Origin of the sequence: Paludisphaera borealis (genome assembly GCF_001956985.1) — a bacterium.
GTDB classification, from domain to species: Bacteria; Planctomycetota; Planctomycetia; order Isosphaerales; family Isosphaeraceae; genus Paludisphaera; species Paludisphaera borealis.
This window is the reverse complement of the sequence record NZ_CP019082.1, coordinates 5198554-5223553: the sequence shown is the minus strand read 5'-3', so window position 1 is coordinate 5223553 and position 25000 is coordinate 5198554. Positions and strand designations below refer to the sequence as shown.

21 protein-coding genes are annotated in these 25000 nt (G+C 65.4%); 9 read left to right on the top strand and 12 right to left on the bottom strand.

Annotated features, from left to right (window positions below):
* Positions 1 to 9 precede the first annotated feature (9 nt).
* The 3 genes from BSF38_RS20135 to BSF38_RS20125 all read right to left on the bottom strand — a co-directional run bounded on the left by BSF38_RS20135 (position 10) and on the right by BSF38_RS20125 (position 2753).
* Positions 10 to 1374 (bottom strand): peptidylprolyl isomerase, encoded by a 1365-nt coding sequence (locus BSF38_RS20135; RefSeq protein WP_076348623.1) that lies wholly within the window; start codon positions 1372 to 1374, stop codon positions 10 to 12.
* Between the two features lie 375 nt (positions 1375 to 1749).
* Positions 1750 to 2103: a DUF2500 domain-containing protein gene (locus BSF38_RS20130; RefSeq protein ID WP_076348621.1), complete on the bottom strand. Its 354-nt coding sequence runs from the start codon at positions 2101 to 2103 to the stop codon at positions 1750 to 1752.
* A gap of 155 nt (positions 2104 to 2258) precedes the next feature.
* Entirely contained in the window at positions 2259 to 2753 is a 495-nt protein-coding gene (locus tag BSF38_RS20125) for a peptidylprolyl isomerase (RefSeq protein ID WP_076348619.1), read from the bottom strand.
* Positions 2754 to 3077: 324 nt separating this feature from the next.
* On the opposite strand from BSF38_RS20125, the gene BSF38_RS20120 reads away from it, so the two are divergent.
* Positions 3078 to 3578: a DinB family protein gene (locus BSF38_RS20120; protein ID WP_076348617.1), complete on the top strand. Its 501-nt coding sequence runs from the start codon at positions 3078 to 3080 to the stop codon at positions 3576 to 3578.
* 107 nt (positions 3579 to 3685) lie between these two features.
* Here BSF38_RS20120 and BSF38_RS20115 read toward each other — a convergent pair whose 3' ends face one another.
* Both BSF38_RS20115 and BSF38_RS20110 read right to left on the bottom strand, forming a co-directional pair.
* Positions 3686 to 4642, bottom strand: a complete 957-nt coding sequence (locus tag BSF38_RS20115) for a DUF1559 family PulG-like putative transporter (RefSeq protein WP_076348615.1) — start codon at positions 4640 to 4642, stop codon at positions 3686 to 3688.
* A 328-nt stretch (positions 4643 to 4970) separates the two neighbouring features.
* Positions 4971 to 6065 (bottom strand): multiheme c-type cytochrome, encoded by a 1095-nt coding sequence (locus BSF38_RS20110; protein ID WP_076348613.1) that lies wholly within the window; start codon positions 6063 to 6065, stop codon positions 4971 to 4973.
* A 464-nt stretch (positions 6066 to 6529) separates the two neighbouring features.
* On the opposite strand from BSF38_RS20110, the gene BSF38_RS20105 reads away from it, so the two are divergent.
* Positions 6530 to 7897, top strand: a complete 1368-nt coding sequence (locus BSF38_RS20105; protein WP_076348611.1) for a glycosyltransferase family 39 protein — start codon at positions 6530 to 6532, stop codon at positions 7895 to 7897.
* A gap of 113 nt (positions 7898 to 8010) precedes the next feature.
* Here the strand turns inward: BSF38_RS20105 and BSF38_RS20100 are convergent, their stop codons facing one another.
* From BSF38_RS20100 to thiS, 3 genes are all read right to left on the bottom strand, one after another.
* The gene (locus tag BSF38_RS20100; protein ID WP_083713113.1) at positions 8011 to 8706 is read right to left on the bottom strand and encodes a DUF7901 domain-containing protein; all 696 of its coding nucleotides are present in this window, start codon (positions 8704 to 8706) and stop codon (positions 8011 to 8013) included.
* A gap of 277 nt (positions 8707 to 8983) precedes the next feature.
* Positions 8984 to 10978: an ATP-dependent DNA helicase gene (locus BSF38_RS20095; RefSeq protein WP_076348609.1), complete on the bottom strand. Its 1995-nt coding sequence runs from the start codon at positions 10976 to 10978 to the stop codon at positions 8984 to 8986.
* 63 nt (positions 10979 to 11041) lie between these two features.
* Positions 11042 to 12079 (bottom strand): sulfur carrier protein ThiS, encoded by a 1038-nt coding sequence (gene thiS, locus BSF38_RS20090; RefSeq protein ID WP_099092108.1) that lies wholly within the window; start codon positions 12077 to 12079, stop codon positions 11042 to 11044.
* A 638-nt stretch (positions 12080 to 12717) separates the two neighbouring features.
* Between thiS and BSF38_RS20085 the strand changes: the two genes are divergently transcribed.
* The 4 genes from BSF38_RS20085 to BSF38_RS20070 all read left to right on the top strand — a co-directional run bounded on the left by BSF38_RS20085 (position 12718) and on the right by BSF38_RS20070 (position 17530).
* A complete protein-coding gene (locus BSF38_RS20085) occupies positions 12718 to 13770 on the top strand; it encodes a DUF1559 domain-containing protein (RefSeq protein WP_076348605.1) in 1053 nt (350 codons plus the stop codon).
* A 42-nt stretch (positions 13771 to 13812) separates the two neighbouring features.
* Positions 13813 to 14040 (top strand): hypothetical protein, encoded by a 228-nt coding sequence (locus tag BSF38_RS20080; protein WP_076348603.1) that lies wholly within the window; start codon positions 13813 to 13815, stop codon positions 14038 to 14040.
* Positions 14041 to 14782: 742 nt separating this feature from the next.
* The gene (locus tag BSF38_RS20075; RefSeq protein WP_076343043.1) at positions 14783 to 15931 is read left to right on the top strand and encodes an IS110 family RNA-guided transposase; all 1149 of its coding nucleotides are present in this window, start codon (positions 14783 to 14785) and stop codon (positions 15929 to 15931) included.
* Positions 15932 to 16381: 450 nt separating this feature from the next.
* A complete protein-coding gene (locus BSF38_RS20070; RefSeq protein WP_076343043.1) occupies positions 16382 to 17530 on the top strand; it encodes an IS110 family RNA-guided transposase in 1149 nt (382 codons plus the stop codon).
* 399 nt (positions 17531 to 17929) lie between these two features.
* On the opposite strand, the gene ruvC is transcribed toward BSF38_RS20070, so the two are convergent.
* From ruvC to ispF, 3 genes are all read right to left on the bottom strand, one after another.
* Positions 17930 to 18514: a crossover junction endodeoxyribonuclease RuvC gene (gene ruvC, locus BSF38_RS20065; protein ID WP_076348601.1), complete on the bottom strand. Its 585-nt coding sequence runs from the start codon at positions 18512 to 18514 to the stop codon at positions 17930 to 17932.
* Between the two features lie 107 nt (positions 18515 to 18621).
* A complete protein-coding gene (gene cysS, locus BSF38_RS20060) occupies positions 18622 to 20100 on the bottom strand; it encodes a cysteine--tRNA ligase (RefSeq protein ID WP_076348599.1) in 1479 nt (492 codons plus the stop codon).
* A gap of 114 nt (positions 20101 to 20214) precedes the next feature.
* Complete coding sequence (ispF, locus tag BSF38_RS20055) at positions 20215 to 20700, bottom strand: 2-C-methyl-D-erythritol 2,4-cyclodiphosphate synthase (protein ID WP_076348597.1); 486 nt, start codon at positions 20698 to 20700, stop codon at positions 20215 to 20217.
* 573 nt (positions 20701 to 21273) lie between these two features.
* Here ispF and csrA point away from each other — a divergent pair.
* The 3 genes from csrA to rpsU all read left to right on the top strand — a co-directional run bounded on the left by csrA (position 21274) and on the right by rpsU (position 23430).
* Complete coding sequence (gene csrA / locus BSF38_RS20050) at positions 21274 to 21468, top strand: carbon storage regulator CsrA (protein WP_076348595.1); 195 nt, start codon at positions 21274 to 21276, stop codon at positions 21466 to 21468.
* Between the two features lie 145 nt (positions 21469 to 21613).
* Positions 21614 to 22858 carry an aldo/keto reductase gene (locus BSF38_RS20045; protein ID WP_076348593.1) on the top strand — a complete coding sequence of 415 codons (1245 nt, stop codon included), beginning with the start codon at positions 21614 to 21616 and terminating at the stop codon, positions 22856 to 22858.
* Positions 22859 to 23235: 377 nt separating this feature from the next.
* On the top strand, positions 23236 to 23430 hold the full coding sequence (rpsU, locus tag BSF38_RS20040) for a 30S ribosomal protein S21 (protein WP_197490704.1): 195 nt from the start codon (positions 23236 to 23238) through the stop codon (positions 23428 to 23430).
* A gap of 86 nt (positions 23431 to 23516) precedes the next feature.
* Here the strand turns inward: rpsU and purB are convergent, their stop codons facing one another.
* Positions 23517 to 24947, bottom strand: a complete 1431-nt coding sequence (purB, locus tag BSF38_RS20035) for an adenylosuccinate lyase (RefSeq protein WP_076348589.1) — start codon at positions 24945 to 24947, stop codon at positions 23517 to 23519.
* Between the last annotated feature and the right edge of the window lie 53 nt (positions 24948 to 25000).

Below are 25000 nucleotides of genomic sequence, written 5' to 3'. Positions count from 1 at the left end.
GCTGCGGGTTCATCTTCTGACGGGCTTCGCCTGCGGCGCCCGTACGACCAGCGTCCTGCCCGTGTCGATCGTCGTCTTCGCTCCGTCGGGGTCGGTCACGGAAACGAGCACGTGATACGTTCCGGCCGGCACGCTCGCGTCCAATTGCTTCGCCGAGAGGTTCAGCTTGGCTTGTTTGCCCAGCTTCAGCCTGACATTCGCCGCGGCGCTCGCGATCGTGAAGTCGCTCGGCGAGCCGGTCGTCGTCGTGGAAAGGATCAATGAAGCCCGCACTCTTTGTGTGACGGGAATCGAGGACGCGGTCAGCGTGACCGTCTGCTGGATCTTGGCCTTCTGACCGGCGACCACCAAAGCGGGCAGAGCGCCCCTGGCGGCCGGCGTCAGGTCCGATGCGGGCTGAACCACCGGGGGCGTCGTCACCGGGGGGGTCGTGCCTGGAGGCGTCGTCACTGGGGGGGTCGTCACCGGGGGCGTCCCCTGAGAAACGGTGACGGAGAACGTCTGCGTCGCGGCGACGCCGTCCGAGCCGTACCCCGTGACGGTGATCTTCGCGGTGCCCGCCGCGAGCGGGGTTACGATCAGATTGTTCCCCTGGAGCGAGGCCGAGGCCACGCCGGGGGCGTTGCTCTGAGCGGAGAAAGCCTCATCGGCCGTGGTCACGCTCTTGATCAGGATCAGGTTGGAAGGCTGAACGGCCGCCCCGGTCTTGTAATTTTGCAGGGGCGCCGAATCCAGCGGCGAGGACATGGGTCCCGGCGAGGGAACCGGCACCGCTGCGATCGCGTCCATCACCGCCAGCCCGGAGGCTCCCACCACGTGCCCGAAGACGGTGAAGCCGCCGTTCTGGTTGTTGAGGTTGGAGGCGTTGGCGTCCGATTCGTTGAAGAAGAACTGACTGGTCGCGCTGTTGGGGTCGCTGCCGAGCTTGGCCATCGCGATGGTGCCGCGGACGTTCGACGCGCCGTACTCGTTCTGGACCGGGGCGTCCGTCGGGGTGGCCGCGATGTCCGGCTTGGAGGAGAGCTGGAAGCCGCCCGCCTGCCAGATGAAGCCGGGAACCGATCGGTGCACGACGGAATTGGTGTAAGCGCCCTTGTTCACGTAGTTCTGGAAATTCGCGACGGTCTTCGGCGTCGTCGCGGGGGTCAGCAGGACCGGGATCGTGCCGAGCGTCGTGTCGAAAATCGCGAAATTGGGGGCTGCGCTCGGATCATTGAAGTAGGAGCCCAGATTCACGGGCGCCGCTGCGGCACCGGTGGCGACGCTCATATCCGGCAACGGCGTCACCGCCGCGATGGTCATCAGGGCGCGGGTTTCGAGATATTCGACCTGGCCCAATGGGCGCGAACGACGTGTTCGTTCCTGCCTCTTCATTTGCCGTTCTCCGAAATGCGTGATTGCCTGGCATGCGGGGCGAAGACGGCGATGAAGATTCAGCCAGAAGGGTTTTCTTGTCGGGTCAAGGCCATCGGTTTGGATCGGGCCGAACGAGGAAATCGAGTCTCCACATTCATGCCCGTAACGCGACGTGACCCTCGTCATACTGCCGATCGGATTTCGGCGACAGGCCAATTTCCGGACCTGAACTTCCGTTCGGCGCGATTTCCACGAAGTCGCGGCCAGCACCGGTTCGACGCGGAGGCTGAAGGCGTGCTGTCCGAATGGGCGGCGGCCAGGGTCAAGAAAGACCTGGATGAGCTGGACGACCGACCTGGCCGCGGCGATGGCGGCGGCGGCTCTTGCGCTGAATCACACCCGCCGCTGGAACCCGTGATACCGCGTCCCCTGGTACGTCAACGTACCTTCATCCCCTTCGGCGAGCAGCCCGTACTCCGGCCCGGAGAGGCTGAACTCGAATCGATCGCCGCCTTTCAGCTCGAAGGTGGCGAAATAGAAGGTCGAGACGCGGCCATGCGAATGCTGATACGACCGCCCGCGCGTTTCGGCCCTCTTGGTCACGACGCGCGCAGGGAACTCCTGGATCGGCAGGCTATTGTTGCGCGACCACTCCAAGATTCCGGCGACGATGCTGTAGGCCATCGTTCCGAAAACGATCACGAACACCACGGCGAAGAATAGGGGCTCGATCGCGAACAGTTCCATCGCGCATCCTCAGTGAATGGGCGGTGTTACGGCCTCGTACGGACACTTGAAGTCGGCCGGAAGTTCGCGATCCGCCTCATCCCGATCAAGTCCTGCGTCTGGGAGGGAAAACGGGGACTTGGCTGGCCCGCCTCCCTCCGACGCCATGGCCGCGATCAGATCTGGCCGCAATCCTCGACGAGGATCTTCGCCGCCGGCTTCCCGCTGCCGGAGCCGAGCCCCTCGATCTTCTTCACGATGTCCGAACCCTCGGTCACCTCGCCGAAGACCACGTGCTTGCCGTCCAGCCACGCGGTCGGCACCGTCGTGATGAAGAACTGCGAGCCGTTGGTGTTCGGCCCGGCGTTGGCCATCGACAGGAGGAACGGCCGGTCGTGCTTGAGCGTGAAGTTCTCGTCGGCGAATTTCGCCCCATAGATGGACTTGCCGCCGGTGCCGTTGTGGTTCGTGAAGTCGCCCCCCTGAAGCATGAACTGGGGGATGACGCGGTGGAACGAGGAACCCTTGTAGCCGAAGCCCTGCTCGTGCGTGCAAAGGGCGCGGAAGTTCTCGGCGGTCTTCGGCGCCACGTCGTCGAACAGTTCCATGGTGATACGCCCGGCGGGCTTGCCGTCGATGCTGATGTCGAAGTAGACGCTCGGTCTGGCCACGCTGATGGTCCTGTCTTGGAGTTTCGCGGGATTGGGACAGAGTAAAGTACCGTCCCGCGCCGCTAGCCTCAACCCATTTGTGGGGCGTGCCCCGGCCCCGACGCGGAAGAAAATGGGGAAAGGGACGGGGAGCAGGCCAAACAACGCTCCTGCCCCTCTGTTTCATCTGCCCCTTTATTTCATGCGTGGGTGGTTCCAGAAAACTCCGTCCTGCCCTCCAAAAATCAGTGTACAGGCGTTGACAAACACACCGACGTCTGGTTCCAATCCCCTCTGACGTGGAAGTGGAAACCACCTATACACTCGTTTTCCAGGGAGGCCCTCATGACTTACTCGGAAACCCTTCTGCCGGAGTTCGATCAGGAGATGGCGAACACCCGCAAGGTGCTCGAACGAATCCCCGACGACAAGCTCGACTGGAAAGCCCACCCGAAGTCGCACACGATCGGATGGAACGCCAACCACGTGGCGGACATCCCCAACTGGCTCGTCGCGGTGCTGACGACGTCGTCGCTTGACATCGCCCCGGTCGACGGCGAACCCTACGTCTCCCCGAAGTTGACCAGCAGCCGTGAGATCGTGGAACTCTTCGACCGCAACGTCGCCGCCGCGAGGAAGGCCATCACCGAGGTCAAGGACCAGGACGTGGGCACCCCGTGGACGCTGGCGAAAGGCGGCGATCCGATCTTCACCATGCCGCGCTCGGCCATGATCCGCAGCTTCATCCTCAACCACCTGATGCACCACCGCGCACACCTCTGCGTCTACCTCCGCCTGAACGACCTCCCGGTCCCCGGCATGTACGGTCCGTCGGGGGACGAATAAGAAGCCCAGATCGGCGCTGAGGATCGGGACGTCGAAGCAACAACGAGAAAACGGGGGATAGCCCAGACGAAAGCGCTACGTCCCCGTTTTTCTCGCCCGCCGACCCGTCAATCCGATGCGGAGATCGTCTCCCCGCCGGCCCGGGTCCCCAACCCGCGCCAGATGGCGCGCGCCGTCGTGTTCTTGTAGAAGCTTACATGCCCGTCGACGGCCAGGGAGTTAATCCCGCCGGCGTGACGGCTCGCCGCGGTCCATGAGCCGGTTGGGATGTTATTTCCGTTGCCGCAAGAGGGCTTCCCAACGCCCTGATTGTGATTGTAGAGGGTGTGCGTCAGGTCCGTTTGCAGCCAGAAGCAGCGTTTGCCGTTCGGCCCGGGCGGGTAGACGCCGACGCTCGAATCGCACGCCTCGACGAAGCGGTCGAAATCGGTGGTGGTGGGAACCGAGTAAATGTTGGCCGTGGGCTCTGACGAGACGCCCATTCCCTTCCCGAGGACCCATTCCGAGACGGCGACCGTGTTCGAGGCCCCGTCAACGATCTGGGCGAGCGTGACGGAGGCCGTGGACAACCCGTCGAAGACCCCGGCGGCGGCGGTACGGGCCCCTTGGAAACCATATCCCACATTGCCGGCGTAGCTGGTGGTCGCCGAGACCCACGAAGGCGCCCAATCGCTCGGGCAGGCGAGGACGGCCAGCCTGGTGACGGCGGCCGTGTGATGCGCATCGATCGGGAGGCCGGGCGGGTAGTCGTAAGCGATCGACACCCACGCGTTCGTGTTCAGCGAGTTGTACAGGGCCGTCTGTTCGAGGTGCCCCAGCAGGGGGACGTATAGCGAGAACCCGTTCCAACACCGCCCGGGCGGCAGCCCCCCCGCCGACGCCGCGTAGTTGTTCAACGCCACCCCGATCTGCTTCAGGTTGTTTGTGCACTGCAGCCGCCGGGCCGACTCGCGAGCGGATTGCACGGCGGGCAGCAGCAGGGCGAGGAGGATCGCGATGATGAAGATCGCGACGAGCAGTTCGATCAGCGTGAACCCGCGACGCGGGACGTTCCGTCGAGTCATGGCTGAGCTCCCGGACTTGGTGCGACCGAGACGTCACTACAAGAGGACACGACCTCCCCGGCGCGACGCATGCCCGAGATCGATCTCGACCGGGTCGCCTCGACGATCTGAAGTTCAGTCGAGACGTGGCCTTTCGGCTCGATCCACAAGCTCGCTCACACGGGGCAGAACCGAATTAGCGAACTAGCTGACTAGCACACTATATCACTGAATCGTCTTACATTCAAGCACCCAGCCAGGCCATCGGGCGCGATTCTCGCCGCGCGATCTAGCGAGGCATGACCACGATTGAACGGACCACATCAGAGTAAAACGAGAGTGAATCTCTCTAAGGGCCCTTGCGGATCCAGTGGTCGCTGAACATCATTCCGTTGCCCGAGTCGCGCGGGGGCATGTGACACTTGAGGCAATCGGATTGCGATGAGACCGGGCAGGCATGTTGCGGCGGGGTGGAATGGCACGATAGGCAGATTGCTTCATACTCGACTTTATCGCGTGAAGTCGGTGCGTGACTGTCGTGGCAGGTCGAGCAACTGAGGGTCCCCTTGCTTTGAGTGTAGCATTTGGATTGCATGAGACCGACCGGCTGAAACCGGGCGAGGATCGCGTTGTCGGGGCGAAGCTGGTCGCGGGGAACGTATTCGGGGAGGCGATGGCATTGGCCGCAGAGCCGGATATTGAGCTCGGCGGTGGCGGGCTTCGACTCGCCGAACGGCATCCGAAGGGCCTTGTCTCCGCGACGCGCCGCCTCGACGTGAGATCGGCCCGGTCCGTGGCAGCGCTCACACGAAACGTTCGGCATGATGGCCGCGGGTTCGATGAATCGCTCGTCATCGGCCGAGAGCCGGGTCGCGTGGCAGCCCATGCATTTCATCGTCTCATCGGCCGTCAGCGCGTGTCCGTCGGCGGACCGGCCGATCGGGTTCGCCCCGGCCTCCTGGGCCGGTGTCACATCGAGTTCTTGACGATCTGTAAAGTAGGTCAAGCGATGTTCGAGGCCGAGCGCACGCCCCTCGGCGTCTCGACCGGTCAGGCTCAGGAAGGTCACGGCATGTGTTCCCGAGCCAAGCGCGTAATCGAGCGTGTGTTCGGCGACCTTGCCGGCTTCAGTTCGCGACGCGATCAGATCATGATCCCGTAACGCGTAAGCCCATGATGATTCCGGATGCTCGGGATCGACGGCGGTACGCCCGTCGAGCCAGCCAGCGAAATCGACCATCGCGCCGGGCTGAAGTGTACGTGCATGCCCCGATCGCGAATGTAACGCCGCCTCGCCGGGGTGGCATTCGCGGCAGGACCTGGCCCCGATGTAGTCGGCGGAGGTCACCTTCTTGGACGAAACGTTCTCTACCGTTGGCCCCGACACCAGGAACCACAGCACCAGAAACGGCCCCCCGACGGCGACGGCCATGAAGGCGGCCACTCTACCGAGTTCCTTCGGGACGTTTCGTGGCTCGTCAAGGGGTGCGTGTCGTTCGTCCGAGTCGTTCAAGCGCCGACACCCCTGAAGCCGTTTCATCCTTGTCACCACGAATATTGTATCGACTCATTCGCTCTGGGGTAGTGGCCCGATGGCGGGGATCTCCGTAGCCCCATGGGATGGCCCCCCAACGCTCGCCCCTGCCCCGATCCCGCTGCTGCGCCACCCACGTCGTCCGCAACGGCGTTCTCCGGTCCGGCCCGCCCCAACTCCTCCGCCGAGGTTGCGGCCGTATAATTCGGGTGATTTTCTTGTCATTCAAGTGATTTTAGTGCGACAATTCGGTAACAGAATCGTTGCTAGTCGAATGAAAGTGGACAAGCACGCGTCAAGGCCGAGATGAGAGTCGACCGCCCTCACGGCGGCCTTGAAGGCAGTCGTTACGCTCTCCCTGGAGGGTGTCCCCCATGACCGGCCGCACCGAACGCATCGCCGCCTTGGCGATCTGCATGATCGGCCTCGCCCTGCGAACAGTTCAGATCGACTACAATTTTGATATTGATGAACTGTTCTCCGCCCGGATTGCGGCGCAGCCCTTCGGGGGGATGATCCGGCAATCCCTGATGGACCATCCCCACCCGCCGCTGCATAACCTCCTGCTGTTCTCTTGGGTGCGGGCGTTCGAGGTCGGAGAGATCTCCGTGCGGTCGTTCAGCGTACTCTGCTCGGCGGCGTTCCTCGTCGTCACCCATCTCCTGCTACGCCGACTTATGCCGCCGGGGCCGGCCCTTGGTGCTCTGGCACTCGTGGCCGTCTCTCCTTTCTTCGTCTACTACGGCCAGCAAGCCCGTCCATACAGTCTCATCGCACTCCTTTCGGCCGCCAACCTGCTCGCCCTCCTGAGGCTGCTGGACGCTCCAGCCGTCCGCGGCCGGGTCGTCGTTTGGTCGGTGACTTGCGCCGTGTTAGCCTGGGCGCAGTACATCGCCGCCTTAACCGTCGCCGCTGAGATTGCCATCCTGCTGCTCGTCCTGCCGCGCCGGGAAAAAGTGCTCGTGGTCGTCGGCGGCGTTCTGGCCGTCGCGACCGTCCTACCGTGGCTAATTACTGCGATGGGCAGTCATATACTTCACGGGACCGACCCGCTGCCGCACATCGACTGGATCAAGCAGCCGACGCCGCAGGAATTGGTCTGGTTCTACGCCGGAATTTTCGGCGACGTGCCTGGCATCCGTTCCCGGTGGCTCTTGCTCCCTCTGGCGGCCCTAGGAGTGGCGTACTATGCGACCGCGATTCGACGCGGCTTGTCCCCGCCCGCCTTCGCCCTGACCGGGATCGGCGTGGGCGTGCCCCTGGTCGTCTTCGCCCTGTCAGCCTACGGTCCCAAGTCCGTCTGGGCGGAGCGTCAATTCATGGGACCGGCGCTGGCCTTCGTCGCCTTGGTCGGCCTCTGGGCTGCGAACTGTCCCCGGTGGCTTGGCAGGGTCGCCCTCGTCGGGGCCTTGGCATGGCTGACAGCGGCGGTGCCCTCGGCCTTCCCGATGTATACGAAGCCACCTTGGCGTGCCGTGGCGGAGTACCTGGACGTTGAGTATCCAAACCGCCCAGTCCTGGCAGCCGAAGACTGGGTCGCCGACCCGCTGGGCTATTATCGGAAGGCGGGCGAGGTCGTGCGAGTACAGGACCGGCCATCCGGGCCCGCGATCCTGCTCTGCCGGCCGGGTCGTGACGAGGGCCTGGCGCGGAATTCGACGCCGCTCAGGGATTGGTCGTGGCGTCGAACACGCCCCCCTAACGACAACGCCAGTCTGCGGCTTTACGAGGTCGCCAGATGACAAGGCAAGAATATCGGCCCAGGTCTGCTAAAAACAGGAAAACGGGGATATAGAACAGGTAAGCGGCTAAAACGCGTCACATCCCCGTTTTCTCCCGATGACCGGCTGGAAGCTCAAGCGGCGGTTCGCCTACGGCGGCGCCAGGTGCAGCCGAGGCCCGCCAGGACGGCGGTGCAGGCACTCGTCAGCGTCCCGGGTTCGGGGACGGCGGAGAGGGGGACGCCGTCCAGCGAGAACGCGAAGTCGTTCGCAATGGGGGATCGGATCCCGAAGAAGTCCTGGTAGGCCGAGTTGTCGCCGCCGGTGCCGTACTCCCAACCCCACTGCGGAGGGAAGCCCATGTCGGCCACGATCGACAACCAATACTGCGTGCCGGCCGTAGCGGCGAAAGAAGTGTTTAGAATGGCCGAATAGCTGAAAGCCGGGTCACTCTGATCGTCGAGACCGAGTGAAGTCTCGTTGGCGTTCCCAACGATAAAATCGGTCGCCAGCGCGGTGCCCGGCTGGCCGGCGTTGTCTGCGTAAAACGTCAGCGTGAACCCGGATATGGCGGCGGGAGCTCCATTGAAATAGCTCCCCACCCAGGAAACGTCGGTGATCGTGGCTCCCGTTCCGATCGTGAAATTGTCGTATACGGTGGCGAAATTGCCAAGTCCGCCGCTGGGGTCGTTCTGGCTCGCATACGCCCCGTTGAGGTTGGTCGGCTGGTCGAAGACCGGGGTCGCGTGGGTCGGGCAGGCCCCCGTCACAACAAGAACACCCAGCAGCGCTGTCGCTACTCTGATCCTCTGCATCGAGTTCGTCATCATTTGCACCTTCGTTGATTGCTATTTGCCAAGATCTCAGGCGTGGATGTCACACCGAGGACCGGAATCGTGGCACAACGAGGGGTGGCCTTCAACGAAAGGTGATGTGAATCATCATGGAACCGTTGAAGTCGAAAAACAGGGACATTGCGTGGGCATAGAAAGAAATAAAAAGCGCAGCATAGCGATGCTGTCCCTTCCAGCGCCGTCCTCGGCATCGCGGGAAGAAATCGGGGACAAATCCTTATGGGTCAGCGGTCGTTCTACCTGAGCTTCAAGCCTACGACGACGGCCGTCGGCTGAAATCGTGCTGATCGACGATCCGGGGGCATTCGGGGAGGGAGTTGAGGAAGGTCTTGCCGTAGGGTTTGGTGAGGACGCGGGGGTCGAGGATAGCGACGATGCCCTGGTCGGTCCGGGTGCGGATCAGGCGGCCGAAGCCTTGCTTGAGCTTGATGACGGCTTCGGGGATCTGGTATTCGACGAACGGGTTGCCGCCGCGGCGGCGGATCTCTTCGAGGCGGGCTTCCAGGAGCGGGTGGCTGGGGACCGAGAACGGAAGGCGGACGATGATGACGTTCGAGAGCGACTCGCCCGGCACGTCGACCCCCTGCCAGAAGCTGTCGGCGCCGAAGATCACGCTGTCGACGTCGGCCTTGAACGCCTCGACCATCTTCGACCGCGGCATGCCGTCGCTCTGGGCGAACAAGGCGATGTTCCGCTTGGCCAGCCAGGGCGTCAAGGCCCGGGCCGCGGCGTCGAGCATCCGGTACGACGTGAACAGGACGAACGCCTTGCCCTGCGTCTGCTCCAGGTAATGCGCGATGGCCGTGATCACCTGCCGCTCGTAGTCCTGGGGCTGCTCGGACGGGTCGGGCAAGTTGCGGGCCAGGTGGATCTTGACCTGGCGCGGGTAGTCGAACGGACTCCCCAGCGCGAGCGTCTCGGCGCGGGTCAGGCCGAGCCGCGACTTGAGGAAGTCGAACTTGGGGGGCGACCCGACGCAGAGCGTCGCCGAGGTCAACACGCAGGTCGGGACCTGCTCGAAAAGCGTCTTCCGCAGGGTCGGGCCGACGTCGAGCGGGGCCGAGGCCAACCGGATGCGACGCCTCCCCTTGTTCTCGGACTCGACCCAGTAGACCTGCTGCTCGGCCGACTGCCGAACCCATCTCTGGACCTGGTCGGCGAGCCCCTCGCAGCGCTCGGCGGCCGAGGAGAGCTCGATGCGGGTGTCCAGCTCCGCAATGTCCTCGGAGCCTCGATCGATGGCGTTCCCGAGCTTGCGCAACTCTTCGGCGAGCGCGGCGGAGAGGTCGATCGGCTTTCGCACCCGGCCGTTGCCGCTCGATCCTTGCTTCGCGTGCCACTGGGCGACGACCTCGAAGAAGTCTTCCGAGGCCGTCCGCACCCGGCGAACCTGCTCGATGGCTTCGAGCATGTGGTGGTAGACGAGCGTCCCCTTCTTGGTCCGATCGTTGTAGAGCCGGGCCAGCGTGTAGTCGACGCCGACGTTCGAGAGCTGGAGCCCCAGGTGCTCGCCGGCGACGGCTTCCAGGGTGTGCGCCTCGTCGAAGATCGCCACGTCGTAATCGGGCAAGAGCCCGAAGCCCGAGGCCCGCAACGCCAGGTCGCTGACGAACAGCGCGTGGTTGACGATCAGCAGGTTGGCCGTCCAGACGCGGCGGCGGGCCTTGAAGTAGAAGCATTCCTTGTGGCGCGGGCACTCGCGGCCCAGGCAGTTGCCGTTCTCGCTCTGGACCGCGTCCCAGACGCCGGGATTCGGCCGGAAGTCGAGATCCGAGCGGGTCCCGTCCTGCGTCCGTCCGGCCCACATCCGCATCGAAGCGAGCTGGTCGAGATCGTCGGCGCTCTGGAACGTGGTCGCCTGACGGCTGACTGCGACGTCGAGCCGGCGGAGGCTGACGTAATTGCCGCGCCCCTTGACCAGGACGGCCGAGAACTCCTGGGGCATCACCGACCGCAGAAACGGGATGTCCTTGCTCAGGAGCTGTTCCTGGAGCGCGATCGTGTGCGTCGAGACGACGATCTTCTTCTTCATCTCGACGGCGGCCATGATCGCCGGCACGAGGTAGGCGAAGCTCTTGCCGACGCCCGTCCCGGCCTCGACCACCAGGTGATGGCGGTCCTCGATCGCCTTCGCCACGGCGTCAGCCATCTGGAGCTGCTGTTCGCGGACCTCGTAGCTTTTCAGCCGACGCGCCACGGCGCCGTCGGGTCCGAGAATCGAGGCGGGGTCCAGTCGGGTTGTTGCCATGCGACGTCCGTGAGGGAGGAAACGACCCGAGCGAGTGAAGGCGGAGCGTCGGCTCAGCGACGATCAGGCGCGCCCGACCAGGCCCTGAGTCGGACTCGACGCGGTGGCGTAGAGCTTCTTGGGGATGCGTCCGGCCCCCGCCGCCAGCCGGCCCGCCTCGACGGCCAACCGCATGGCGTGGGCCATCCGCAGCGGGTCGTTCGCCCCGGCGATCCCCGTGTTGAGCAAAACGCCGTCGCAGCCCAGCTCCATCGCAATCGCCACGTCGCTGGCCGTCCCCACCCCGGCGTCGACGATCACGGGGTACGACGGATCGTCCCCCTTCAGATCTTCGAGGATGATCCGGATGTTGTTGGGGTTGAGGACCCCCTGCCCACTGCCGATCGGGCTGCCGGCCGGCATCACCGACGCCGCGCCCGCTTCCTTGAGCCGCCGCGCCATGATCGGATCGTCGCTCGTGTAACAGAGGACCTGAAAGCCCTCGGCGACCAGCACCCTCGTCGCGTCAAGGGTCGCGACCGGGTCAGGCAAGAGCGTCCGGGTGTCGGCCAGGACTTCGAGCTTCACCCAGTCGGCCCCGGGGTTGCCGAGCCCTTGGAGCAGCTCGCGGCCCAGGCGGGCCGTCCGCAGCGCCTCGTCGGTGCTGAAGCAGCCGGCGGTGTTGGGGAGGATCGTGTACTTGCCGGGATCGAGGAAGTCGAGCAGGTTGCGGCCGTCGCGGTCGACCAGCCGCTCGCGGCGCACCGCGACGGTGACGACCTCGGCCCCGCTGGCTTCCAGGCAATCGCGCATCAGTTCGAGCGTGGTGTACTTGCCGGTCCCCACGAACAGCCGGCTGCGCACCGCATGGCCGCCGATCGAGAGCAGTTCCGGCTCGGCCGCGGCAGGCGCGGACGGCGAACCACCGCCGACGAGCGTGACGATCTCCAGCGTGTCGCCCGGCGCGATGTCGGTCTCGGCGTGCTTCGAGCGCGTCACCAGGCCGCGATTGAGCTCGACCGCGACGTGCTCGGGTTTCAGTTCCAGCAACCCGAGAAGCCGGGCCACGTTGAGCGCGTCCGGCACCTCGCGCTTCCGGCCGTTGAGCGTGATCTCCACGATCGATCCCACCGCCTGGCCGTCCCAAGGCCGCCGTTTCGAGACGCGGACGACGATTCGCCACGCCCCACGACTTCGCCCCCGGACGCCCCCCTTGATTGACCCAGTCGACCCGCCCCCAGACGCCCGCACGCACGTCCGGAACGACGCGGCTTCATCGTATCGCGGGCGAGGAGAAGGGGTCAAGCCTGCCCGCCGCGCCGGCCGGGCGCGCGCGGACGATCGAAGTCGGAATCCAGGCCGAACCGCCGACGGCCGGCCGAGCGATTTCACCGACTCTTCATGCCATCACATTTTTCGTGCATAAATGATGATTTGCTTGCAAATTTCCTGACTCGTCTCTAAACTTCCAGTCGATTGCGAGTGCAGGTCTGCGAAGTCGGTCGCTCCGCGGTCCCGCTCGAAGTCGAGGGCGTCTCGCGCGCCCGCCAGGCCGGTTCTCCCCGTCTCACGAGGAATCTCCCGCCGCCTTGCGACGATTCCCTCCTGGAGGGTAAGTCACCGTCCGCCGCCGTTCGCGCCTCGGGCCGCGAAAAAGTCGCCTGTAAGCTCGACGCCCCGGCGGCCGTCTCTAGTTTTCAGGATCGTTTCGCAACTGTTCCGAACACAGAAAGATTCCTTCTCGCGACGAGGGTCCGACCATGAACCGGCCACGCACGGCGTTCACCCTGATCGAGCTGCTGGTCGTGATCTCGATCATCGCGCTCTTGATCGGCCTTTTGCTGCCGGCCGTCGTCGCCGCGCGGGAGGCGTCGCGCCGGGCCAAGTGCCTCAACAACCTGAAGCAGATTGCGCTGGCGACCCTTAACTACGAATCGGCCCACGCGAGCTTGCCGTTCGGCCGCCGGACCATCTCGATCACCCCGTTCAGCCCGGGCTATCCGACCCCCTGCGACTTCACGCCGCAGCTCTCGCACACGGTCTTCGCCTACATCTGGCCGTTCCTTGAAGGCAACAACGGCTACAACGCGTTCAATCTGACCCGCCCCTACAACAGCCGGGCCAACTTCACCAGCGAGGCCGTCCGAACCGACGCCTACGTCTGCCCTTCTGACACCGACTACGTCCCGCTCACGGGCGCCGACGTCATTCCGTTCTCACAGGCCTCGTACGGTTCGAACAACGGACTCCACGAACAATACCTGATGAACTGGTCGAACACCGGCGACATCCCCGACCCCACCGGCCAGTATTTCCAGATCTGCAACCAGGTGCCGGGCGACGGCGTCTTCGGCACGAACTGGTGCCACCGACTGTCCTCGATCGTCGACGGGACAAGCAACACCCTCCTGTTCGGCGAGACCTCGCGATTCCGCGACGAGCCGTCCGGGTCGAACTTCTACACCAACCTGATCGGCGGCTGGTGGTCGGGCCCCAACCAGGTCCCCGGCACGCTCAACGACTTGCGGATCACCGGCGGCGCCACGGCCGTCCCCAAGCTCAACGCCCCGCGCGATCCGGGGACGGCGGTGCTCTACGACTGCCTGGGGACCGCGCTCTATCCGCCCGACTGGATCAGCGTGCCGTCGTGCCAGAACTACGGGAACATGGGCTTCCGCAGCATGCACCCCGGCGGAGCCAACTTCGCGCTGGCCGACGGCTCGGTCCGGTTCATCAAGGACGGCGTCAGCGTCGCCGCCTACCGCGCCATGGCCACCCGCGCCGGCAGCGAAGTCGTCAGCGCCGACCAGTAACGCTTCTCAACGATTCACGACCCCGATTCCAGGACCCACTCGATGCCGATTCGTACGTTCGTCCTCCTCGCCGCGGCGACGGCCGCCTTGGCGGTCGCCACGGGCTGCGAAACCAAGCCCGACGCCACTTCGACCGACCCCGCGCCCGTGGCTCACTCCTCGGTCCGAACCGGCCTGAAAGGCAAGCCGGGCGCCAGGGGAGCCGCCCGCTCTCACAAGCTCCCCATGCAGACCGGCCCCGCGCAGTCGTCGACCGCCAACGATCTCTGAGCCGCGGGCTTTCGACAGTCGACCGGCGATACAAACCATCATGACGCCGTGGCGACACCCGGCCTCATGAAAATGAGCTGACGAGAAGTCACGCGGGCGGCCTCCGAATGGAGCCCGAAGCGCCAGCGAGTGAATTTCCGGTCGGACAGCGGGGAATTCACTCGCTGGCGCTTCGGGCTTGTAACCTAGCCAAGCGCTGTCGCAAGCATACATTCTCCCGCAGGGGAGAAGGGAATTCAGGCCCGGCCCGTCGACGGCCCAAAGGCAAACCGCGCCAGAATCCGCATCTCCAGCGAAGTCGCCAAAGCCAACCGAATCAACACAATCCGATCACTGAATGAGTCGCGGGCGACCTGTCGTAAACTATGGGGTGACGATCGGCTTTCCCGGCGTTCTTTGACAATGCGCGATGCGACGAAAAAAACCCTCGGCGCGGGCGAGCGGAACGCAAAAAACCGACGAAGGAACGGTCATGAGCCTTTGGCTCAACCCGTCCCATGAAAATGGGGTCGGGTTGGGTTATGCTGCGGATGTCCGGCCCTGGGCGAGAGGCCGTCATTGGCTTTGGTGTCGCGAACCCGCGAAGGAACTTGGTCCCGGCCTCGGCTCGACTTCATGTCGAACCCCGTCCTGTCGCCCCCCGGAAGCGGGGGAGCACGTAGAAGAAACTGCTTTACGCCCCGAGGTCGTCCCACCGGCTCGGACTGCTTCGTTTCCGACCACTCGAGTTGGAGGGGACGTCATGGACATCGTTCACGATCGCTGCGCCGGGCTCGACGTCCACAAGAAGACCGTCGTCGCCTGCGTCCGCCACATCAACCCCGACGGCTCGGTCGCCTCGGTGGTCCACACCTTCGGCACGATGACCGCGGACTTGCTGGCCCTGGCCGACTGGCTCGACGCCCACGGCGTCCGCGAGGTCGCCATGGAGAGCACGGGCGTCTACTGGAAGCCGATCTTCCACATCCTGGAAGGGCGATTCGACGTGATGCTGGTCAACGCCGGGCGGCTCAAGCAGGTCCCCGGCCGCAAGACCGACGTCAAGGACGCCGAGTGGATCGCCCAGTTGCTCCAGCACGGCCTGCTGTCGCCCAGCTTCATCCCCAAGCCGGAGATCCGCGAGCTTCGCGACCTGACCCGGCAGCGCACCGAGTTGGTCCGCGACCGCGCCGCGGTGGCCAATCGCCTCCAGAAGACGCTGGAGGACGCCAACGTCAAGCTGGGGTCGGTGGCCAGCGACGTCCTGGGGGCCTCGGGGCGCGCCATGATCCGGGCGATCATCGACGGCCAGGACGACCCGGAGAAGCTGGCCGATCTGGCCAAGCAGCGGCTCCGGGGCAAGATCCCCGAGCTGAGGCGGGCGCTGTTGGGCCGGGTCACCGACCACCACCGCTTCGTGCTCCGGCTGCTGACGGATCAGATCGACGCGTTGGAACGCCTGATCGAGCGGCTGGACGAGCGGATCGACGAGGCCATGAGGCCGTTCGACGAGGCGGCGGGCCGGCTCCAGGGGATCCCCGGAGTGGGGGATCGGGCGGCGGAGGTGATCGTGGGGGAGATCGGGCCGGACGTGGAGTCGTTCCCGACCGCGGGCCACCTCTGCTCCTGGGCGGGGCTGTGCCCGGGCAACGACCAAAGCGCCGGCAAACGCCGCAGCGGCAAGACGACCAAGGGGAGTCCGTGGCTGCGTTCGCTCCTGGTGCAGTCGGCGTGGTCGGCCAGCCACGCCAAGAACACCGCCTTCAGCATCTGCTACCGTCGATGGGTCCCACGACTCGGGAAAAAGAAGGCTCTGATCGCCGTGGCGCACAAGATCCTGGTGGTGATCTGGCACCTGCTCAAGAACGGGGCCGACTACCGCGAACGCCAACTACCAGCCCCTGCAGCCTGACACATGGCCCGGAAGATTTTCAGAAGAACACAATCCGATCACTGAATGAGTCGCGGGCGACCTGTCGTAAACTATGGGGTGACGATCGGCTTTCCCGGCGTTCTTTGACAATGCGCGATGCGACGAAAAAAACCCTCGGCGCGGGCGAGCGGAACGCAAAAAACCGACGAAGGAACGGTCATGAGCCTTTGGCTCAACCCGTCCCATGAAAATGGGGTCGGGTTGGGTTATGCTGCGGATGTCCGGCCCTGGGCGAGAGGCCGTCATTGGCTTTGGTGTCGCGAACCCGCGAAGGAACTTGGTCCCGGCCTCGGCTCGACTTCATGTCGAACCCCGTCCTGTCGCCCCCCGGAAGCGGGGGAGCACGTAGAAGAAACTGCTTTACGCCCCGAGGTCGTCCCACCGGCTCGGACTGCTTCGTTTCCGACCACTCGAGTTGGAGGGGACGTCATGGACATCGTTCACGATCGCTGCGCCGGGCTCGACGTCCACAAGAAGACCGTCGTCGCCTGCGTCCGCCACATCAACCCCGACGGCTCGGTCGCCTCGGTGGTCCACACCTTCGGCACGATGACCGCGGACTTGCTGGCCCTGGCCGACTGGCTCGACGCCCACGGCGTCCGCGAGGTCGCCATGGAGAGCACGGGCGTCTACTGGAAGCCGATCTTCCACATCCTGGAAGGGCGATTCGACGTGATGCTGGTCAACGCCGGGCGGCTCAAGCAGGTCCCCGGCCGCAAGACCGACGTCAAGGACGCCGAGTGGATCGCCCAGTTGCTCCAGCACGGCCTGCTGTCGCCCAGCTTCATCCCCAAGCCGGAGATCCGCGAGCTTCGCGACCTGACCCGGCAGCGCACCGAGTTGGTCCGCGACCGCGCCGCGGTGGCCAATCGCCTCCAGAAGACGCTGGAGGACGCCAACGTCAAGCTGGGGTCGGTGGCCAGCGACGTCCTGGGGGCCTCGGGGCGCGCCATGATCCGGGCGATCATCGACGGCCAGGACGACCCGGAGAAGCTGGCCGATCTGGCCAAGCAGCGGCTCCGGGGCAAGATCCCCGAGCTGAGGCGGGCGCTGTTGGGCCGGGTCACCGACCACCACCGCTTCGTGCTCCGGCTGCTGACGGATCAGATCGACGCGTTGGAACGCCTGATCGAGCGGCTGGACGAGCGGATCGACGAGGCCATGAGGCCGTTCGACGAGGCGGCGGGCCGGCTCCAGGGGATCCCCGGAGTGGGGGATCGGGCGGCGGAGGTGATCGTGGGGGAGATCGGGCCGGACGTGGAGTCGTTCCCGACCGCGGGCCACCTCTGCTCCTGGGCGGGGCTGTGCCCGGGCAACGACCAAAGCGCCGGCAAACGCCGCAGCGGCAAGACGACCAAGGGGAGTCCGTGGCTGCGTTCGCTCCTGGTGCAGTCGGCGTGGTCGGCCAGCCACGCCAAGAACACCGCCTTCAGCATCTGCTACCGTCGATGGGTCCCACGACTCGGGAAAAAGAAGGCTCTGATCGCCGTGGCGCACAAGATCCTGGTGGTGATCTGGCACCTGCTCAAGAACGGGGCCGACTACCGCGAACGCCAACTACCAGCCCCTGCAGCCTGACACATGGCCCGGAAGATTTTCAGAAGAACCCAATTCGCCGTGCCCCGATCCGCCCCTCGCGACGATCGGCGGCCACAGGCCTCGGCTGCCGGTGATCGGTGCCGAACGAGGCCCCGACGCCCCCATTATCAACCGCGTTTTCGGCCGAACGAAGCCAAGCCTGAATCCGCGGCCGAATCGATTACCCCAAAAGGCTTTACGTCGTCCACACCGGTCCAAAAGCGGGCGAGAACGAACCCAATTCCGGCGGCCGTCGAGGCCCCCGGCGGGCGCGGATCGTCGGGGGAGGAAATGCGGTTCCGAGGGGCCCGAAGGTGCGTCGGCCCGGCGAAGGGACGAGGGGTTTTCCGAGCAAACGAACCCAATTTCCGGAGAGGGGGCGATCGGTCCGGGCCGGCGTCAGAGCCCCTTCAGGCCCCGGAGGCTGCGGCCGACCTGGTAATGGCAGAGGGCCAGCGCGCAGGCGTCGGCGACGTCGTGGGGCTCGGGGAGTTCCTCAAGCCTCAGCTCGGTCTGGATGGCGCGCTGCATCTGCTCCTTGGGTGCCTTGCCGCTGCCGGTGAGAGTCTTCTTGACCCGGGCCGCGGCGTAGCCGAAAACCGGAATCCCGCGCGACGCGGCGGCCAGCACGATCACCCCTCGGGCGTGCGACATCAGGATCGCCGTCCGGGGGAACTTGACGTGGCTGTGGACCCGCTCGATCGCCAGGGCGCCGGGCGGGTAGGCGGCCAGCAGCTCCTGGACGTTCCGGAAGATGTAGTCCAGCCGCTGGCCCAAGGCCCGGCACCCGGAGCCGGGCCGGATCACGCCGGCTTCCACGACTACGGGCCCTCGCGGACCGGGGTCGACCACCGCGTAGCCGGTCACGTTGAGCCCCGGGTCGATGCCGACGACCCGGTCCCAGACGGGCGATGCGCCGCCGTCGGCCGGGGGGGCCGCGTCGGACTCCAGGCCCGCATCGGATTCGCACGATCCCCGCACCATGAGAGTCGCTCCCTTCTTTGTACGCTGGCCGTGGGACCAGCTACAAATCAGGCCGGCCTCAGAGAGGCCAGCTACAAATCAGGTCGGCTACAAACCGCGAAACCGCCTCAACGCTTCGGTTCGATCCGCCAACGCGTCCCCTGCGCCCCGTCTTCGAGGACCACGCCCAGGCCGGTCAGGCGGTTGCGGACCTCGTCGGCCATCGCGAAATTCTTCTCCTTGCGGAGCCGGGCGCGAAGCTCGATCAGGAGTTCGAGCAGGTCGCCGGTCAGGGCGTCGCCGCCGACCTCGGGCTTCACCTGCGGCTTCTGAAACAGGCCCAAAATCTGGCTCAGCTCCTTGAGGACCACCATCCCGGAACGGTAGTCGGCCAGGTCGGCCGCCGGCGAGCCGGGGGTCAGGGTCGCGGCCATGCGGTTGACCACGTGGACGACGTCGTACAACTCGCCGAGCGCGCCGCCGGTGTTGAAATCGTCGTCCATGGCGTCGAGGAACCGGGTGCGGTGCTCGGCGATCTCCTGGAGGGACGGCGAGCTTCCGACTTCCCAAGCCGCGCGGTTCTTGGGGGCGTCGAGCCGGTCGAACGGCTCGTTGCCCAGCTCCTCGAACCGCTCGAACGCCCGGTAGAACGTCTGCAAGCCGCGGTCGATCTCGGCCAGCCGCGTCGGCCCATAGTCGATCGGTCGGCGGTAGTGGCTGGAGAGCACCAGGAGGCGGATGGTGTCGGGCGAGTAATCGCGGAGCAGATCGCTCATCAGGACGATCGTGCCGGGATCGGACTTGGAGATCTTCCGGCCGTCCTTCGTCAGCAGGCCGTTGTGCATCCAGTAGGAAGCGAAAGGAACGCCCGTGTACGACTCGGACTGGACCAGCTCGTTCTCGTGGTGCGGAAACACCAGGTCGAGGCCGCCGCCGTGGATGTCGAAATGCTCGCCGAGCAGCTTGAGGCTCATGGCCGAGCACTCGATGTGCCAGCCGGGACGGCCGGGCCCCCAGGGGCTGTCCCACGACGGCTCGTCGGGTTTCGACCGCTTCCAGAGGGCGAAGTCGCCGGGGTTCCGCTTCAGGGTCGTCGGCTCGATCCGGGCGCCGGCGAGCAGGTCGTCGGGATCGCGATGGCTGAGCTTGCCGTACGACTCGGCCTTGTTCACGTCGAAATAGACGTCGCCGCCGGACTCATAAGCGAAGCCCTTCTCGATCAACCCACTCGTGATGGCGATGATCTCGCCGATGTGCTCGGTGGCGCGCGGCATGTGGTCGATGCCGTCGACGCTCAGGGCCGACAGGCATTCGAGGTAGTCGGCCGTCACCAGCTCGGCCAGCTCCTTGACCGTCGTGCCGTCCTTCTGGGCCTGGATGATCAGCTTGTCGTCGACGTCGGTGATGTTGACCACCCACGAGACCTGGTAGCCGAGGTAAGTCAGGTAGCGCTTAATGGTGTCGAAAATCACGGGCCCGACCATGTGCCCGATGTGGCTCTTCGAATAGACGGTCGGCCCGCAGACGTACATGCCCACCCGCCCGGGCGTGACCGTCTGGAACGGTTCCTTGTCCCGACTCAGCGTGTTGTAAACTCGAAGCGCCATGGGTTTTGCATTCTCTTGCAGGATGGTGGGATGAGGAAAACGAGCCGTCGTCACGCAAGTCGAACCCGACCGTCCCGACGCCCGGGAACGCTTCCGGCCGGGGCGGAAAGGGGGTCAGCGCTCTGGCGTACAGGATTCGAGAAGCACGACGGCGTGACAGGCGATCGCCTCGGCCCGGCCGACCGGCCCGACGTGCTCGCCGGTCTTGGCCTTCACGTTCACCGCTGTTTCCGGAAGCCCCAGCAACCGCGCGAGGTTCGCCCGGATCGTCGCCTTGTGAGGGCCGAGCTTGGGGGCCTGCGCGTGCACGATCACGTCGCAGTTGACCGGCCGCCAGCCCTCGCGGCCGACGCGGTCGACGACCTCGGCCAGCAGCTGGGCGCTGTCGAGGTCGCGCCACTGGGGGTCGTCGTCGGGATAATGCTCGCCGATGTCGCCGAGGGCCGCGGCCCCCAGCAGGGCGTCGGCCACGGCGTGGCAAACGACGTCGGCGTCGGAGTGCCCGGCCAGTCCCCGAGAATGCTCGATCCGCAGACCGCCCAGGATCAGCGGCCGGTCTTCCACCAGCCGATGCGTGTCGTGTCCGATTCCCACTCGCATGGGCAAGATTCCAGGCCCGTCGACAGAAGGTGCAACTCGACCACCCGATACCGGAGACCGCTCGTCGTCCGCCTCGTTTCCATCGGATGGACGGGAACCGTCAAGGCGGGACGACGCGACCTTCCCAATCGCCTGGGTCGCTCGCGAGCCGCTTCCCAACCGCGGTCGCCCGAGACGGAAAAGCCCTGCCGAGGCTTCCACCGCGCCCAAAATCGTAACCAGTCCGCGGAACTCTGCCTATCCCAAGCAGCTTCGGCCGTCTGTTCCCATTTTTCACACGGGATCTCGGATTTTGGGAAGAAAAGTTTCAAGCCATGGACTTTCGACCACCAGAGCAAGGATGCATTAAAACGATATTCCAAAGTTCTTATTGCTTACAAGACAATATCTTGCGGCACCGACAACAGAAATCGAGTTGCCGCTGGCATGGCGAGTGCAGTATCTTCGGGATGTCGTTTGCGACCCTGGCTGAGGGATCGAGACGCCAAGCCGGCAAGGTTGGCCTAAACCCAGCGACGGACGCTCACACAAACAAACGCAAGACGCTACAGCCACCGAGCAAGGAGGACTGTTATGTTGGTTCTCAGCCGCAAGGTTAATGAGAAGATCGTGATCGACGGCGGAATCGTCGTGACCGTGGTCAAAATCGAAGGCGGTCAGGTTCGCCTGGGCATCGAAGCCCCCAGCCATGTGAAGATCTTCCGCGAGGAGATCGCCGGCAAGATGCACGAGGATCGCCCGGCGGGCGCGGTACTCGTCGGCGTCTGAGACGATCGACGCTCTGGATCACCCTCGATCGTCTCCCATGGGGACGCGGATTGAAACCAGCGAGCGGAACAGTTAGCTTGGCGGAGAACTTCTCTTTGACCAAGTCCGATCGGTTCCCATACTGAACCGCGGGGGAGACTCAGCGATGTCTGATTGTCGAGGGTTGAATGAAGACGGCGGGTCGGACGTCGACCGTCGTGCGTTTCTGGGGACCGGGGCCGGCGCGGTGACCGCCGCCGCCTTGCTCGGCCAGACGGAAACCGCCCGGGCTCAAGACCAGCCGGCCGCCAAGGCGTCCGCCTTGATTCCCAAGCGGGTGCTGGGCAAGACGGGCGTCGAAGTGTCGATGCTCAATCTCGGCACCTGGAAGAGCGTCGGGCTCGACCGCATCCTGCGGCTGGCCTGGTCGCGAGGCCTCCGCTACATCGACACGGCCGCGAGCTACGGCTCGGAGCCGGCGATCGGCCGCTGGATGAAAGAGAATCCGGGCGTCCGCAAGGATCTGTTCCTGGTCACGAAGGACGGGCACGCCAATACGCCCAAGGACCTGATCGCCGGGCTCGACAAGCGGCTGGAGCAACTCCAGACCGACTACATCGACCTGATCTTCATCCACGCCCTGGGCGACAGCAACATCGACAAGCAGATCGAGTGGCCCAAGAGCCGCGAGTTCAAGGAGACGGCCGAGGCCATCCGCAAGTCGGGCAAAGCCAAGTTCGTCGGCTTCTCGTGCCACCATCCCCGCCAGGCGGAGATCCTCCAGAACGCCGCCGAGGGGGGCTTCGTCGACGCCATCATGGTCCGCAACAGCAGTTGGGCGAACCATGAAGCCCCGTTCGACAAGGCCCTCGACGCCTGCCACAAGGCGGGCATCGGCCTGATCTCGATGAAACAGATCGCCGGCAATACGAAGATCGACGACATCGCCGCACTGCTCCCCGAGTTGAAGGAGAAAGGGCTGACCCCCTACCAGGGCCTGCTGCACGCGATCTGGACCGACGAGCGGTTCTCCTCCGTCTGCGTGTCGATGCGGAACACCGATCAGGTCCGCGAGAACACCGACGCGGCCCAGCGGTTCAAGCCGATGACCAAGGCCGAGATCAGCCGCCTCCGCGACGCCTGCCTCGCCGCCGGTCCGACCTTCTGCGCCGCCTGCGACGGCAGTTGCAGCCGCGCCGGGGGCACCGACGCCGAACTCGGCACCCTGACCCGGCTGCTCACTTACCACGACCACCACGGCTACCGCGAAGAAGCCCGCCGCCAGTACGCCGACCTCCGCCCCGAGGCCCGCGACTGGACCGGCGCCGACCTCGCCGCCGCCCGCGAAGCCTGCCACAGCAAGCTCGACTTCGCCGACCTCCTGGCCCGCGTCGAGAAGAACCTGGCCTGACCCGTTTTCAGCAAAAGCGAACTTTTCAAAAACCCGGCCGGCGCGCCGTCCCTCAACGGACCGCGCCGGCCGTCGTCATGCCGCCTACAGGGGATTATTGCGGATTTCGCCGGTCCAGCCCCCATCTGGAGCTAGGCATGGGCGATATCCGACGATATACTTTGGGATTCTCGCCGGTTCGTGCGCAGGCGCGTGCTCGGGCTGAAACTCCGATTCCCGCAATCGGGAACGGAGCCTCCGCCCAGACCGCCGTTGCAGGATCTTAAAACGGATTGGCGATTGGGCTTACAACACGACGCGGGTCGAATTCCTGAGGACCGCCGGTCCGAATGGCGAGACCGGCGCGATCGCTTCGAAGGGAAAGAGAGTACAAAACTGTGGTGAAGTTACGGGTTCGCGCGGGAGAGTCGATTCAGGAAGCAGTCCGACGGTTCCGGAAGCTCTGCGAGCGCAGCGGCCTCCGGAAGGAGATGCGCCGCAAGGCTTACTACGAGAAGCCCAGCGAACGCCGCCGGCGCGAGGAACTCAAGCGACTCCGCAAAGCCCGGCAGCACCAAAGCTCCCGCGTTTGACGACCACCACAAGGCGAGCGGGGGGCTGCACCCAGCCCCCCCGGCCTTTGGTCGTTTACCGCCGCGTCGGTCTCACACCCGCGTGATCAGACGTGGATCTCGGTCCGAGTCTCGGTCCGACCGGGGTAGCGGCGGCGGATTGGCTCGATCTCGGCTTCGAGGAACTCCTCGACCTGCCGCGCCGATCGGCCGGTGAACTTCGACGGGTCCATGACCCCGGCGAAATCCAAGGGTGGGAAGGCGGCGTCCTTCTCCAGGCGCGCGATGAGATCGTTGTCGGCCGCGCCCCCCTTGAGGCGAGCCGCGGCGTCGTGCGAGTGGACGCGGATGCGCTCGTGGAGCGCCTGGCGGTCGCCGCCGGCCTGCACGGCCGCCATCAGCAGGTTCTCCGTCGCCATGAACGGCAGTTGCTCGGCGATGTGGGCGGCGATCCTTGGTGGGTGAACCACCATGCCCGGCACGACGTTGTTGTACAGGTTGAGGATGGCGTCGACCCCAAGGAACGCCTGGGGGATGATCAGCCGCCGGATGGCGCTGTCGTCGAGCGTGCGCTCCAGCCACTGGGTGCCCGCTGTGTGAGCCATCCCCGCCGGCAGACCCATCACGAACCGGGCGAGCGAGCACATCCGCTCGGCCCGCATCGGGTTGCGCTTGTAGGCCATCGCCGACGAGCCGATCTGCTCGGCCTCGAACGGCTCCTCTACTTCTTGCTCATGAGCCAGCAGCCGGAGGTCCATGCCGAACCGGTGGCCCGACTCGGCGACGGCCGCCAGAGCGGAGACGGTCTGCGAATCGATCTTCCGCGAATAGGTCTGGCCGGCCACTGGGTAGGTCTGATCGAAACCGAACGCCGCCGCGACCTTGTCGTCGAGCGCCTTGACCTTGTCGTGGTCGCCGTCGAACAAGGCGAGGAAGCTCGCCTGCGTGCCGGTCGTCCCCTTCACCCCCAGGAACCGCAAGTCGGCCAGCCGGCGCTCGATCTCGCCGAGGTCGAGAATCAGCTCGTAGCACCAGAGCGTCGCCCGCTTGCCGACGGTCACAAGCTGGGCGGGCTGGAAATGGGTGTAGCCCAGGCAGGGGAGATCCTTCCAGCGGTCGGCGAACCGGGCCAGGGCGTCGATCGCCCCGACGAGCTGGTCGCGAACCATGCCGAGCGCCTCGCGCGACAGGATCAGGTCGGTGTTGTCAGTGACGTAGCAGCTCGTCGCGCCCAGGTGGATGATCGCCCCGGCGCTCGGCGCGGCGTCGGCGAAGGTGTGGACGTGGGCCATGACGTCGTGGCGGAACCGCCGTTCGTAGTTCTCGGCGGCGGCGAAGTCGATCGTCTCGATCTGCGCCCGCAGCGCCTCGACCTGCTCGGCGGTGATGTTCAGCCCCAGCTCGCGCTCGGCCTGGGCCAGCGCGACCCACAACCGGCGCCAGGTCGAGAACTTCACCTGCGGCGACCACAGGTGGGCCATCTTCCGGCTGGCGTACCGCTGGATCAGGGGATTATCGTACGTCTGGTAGTCTTTCATCGTCACGTCAACGTCCGTTGAGGTTGAATCCGGCGCACGGGAAGGGGACGCGG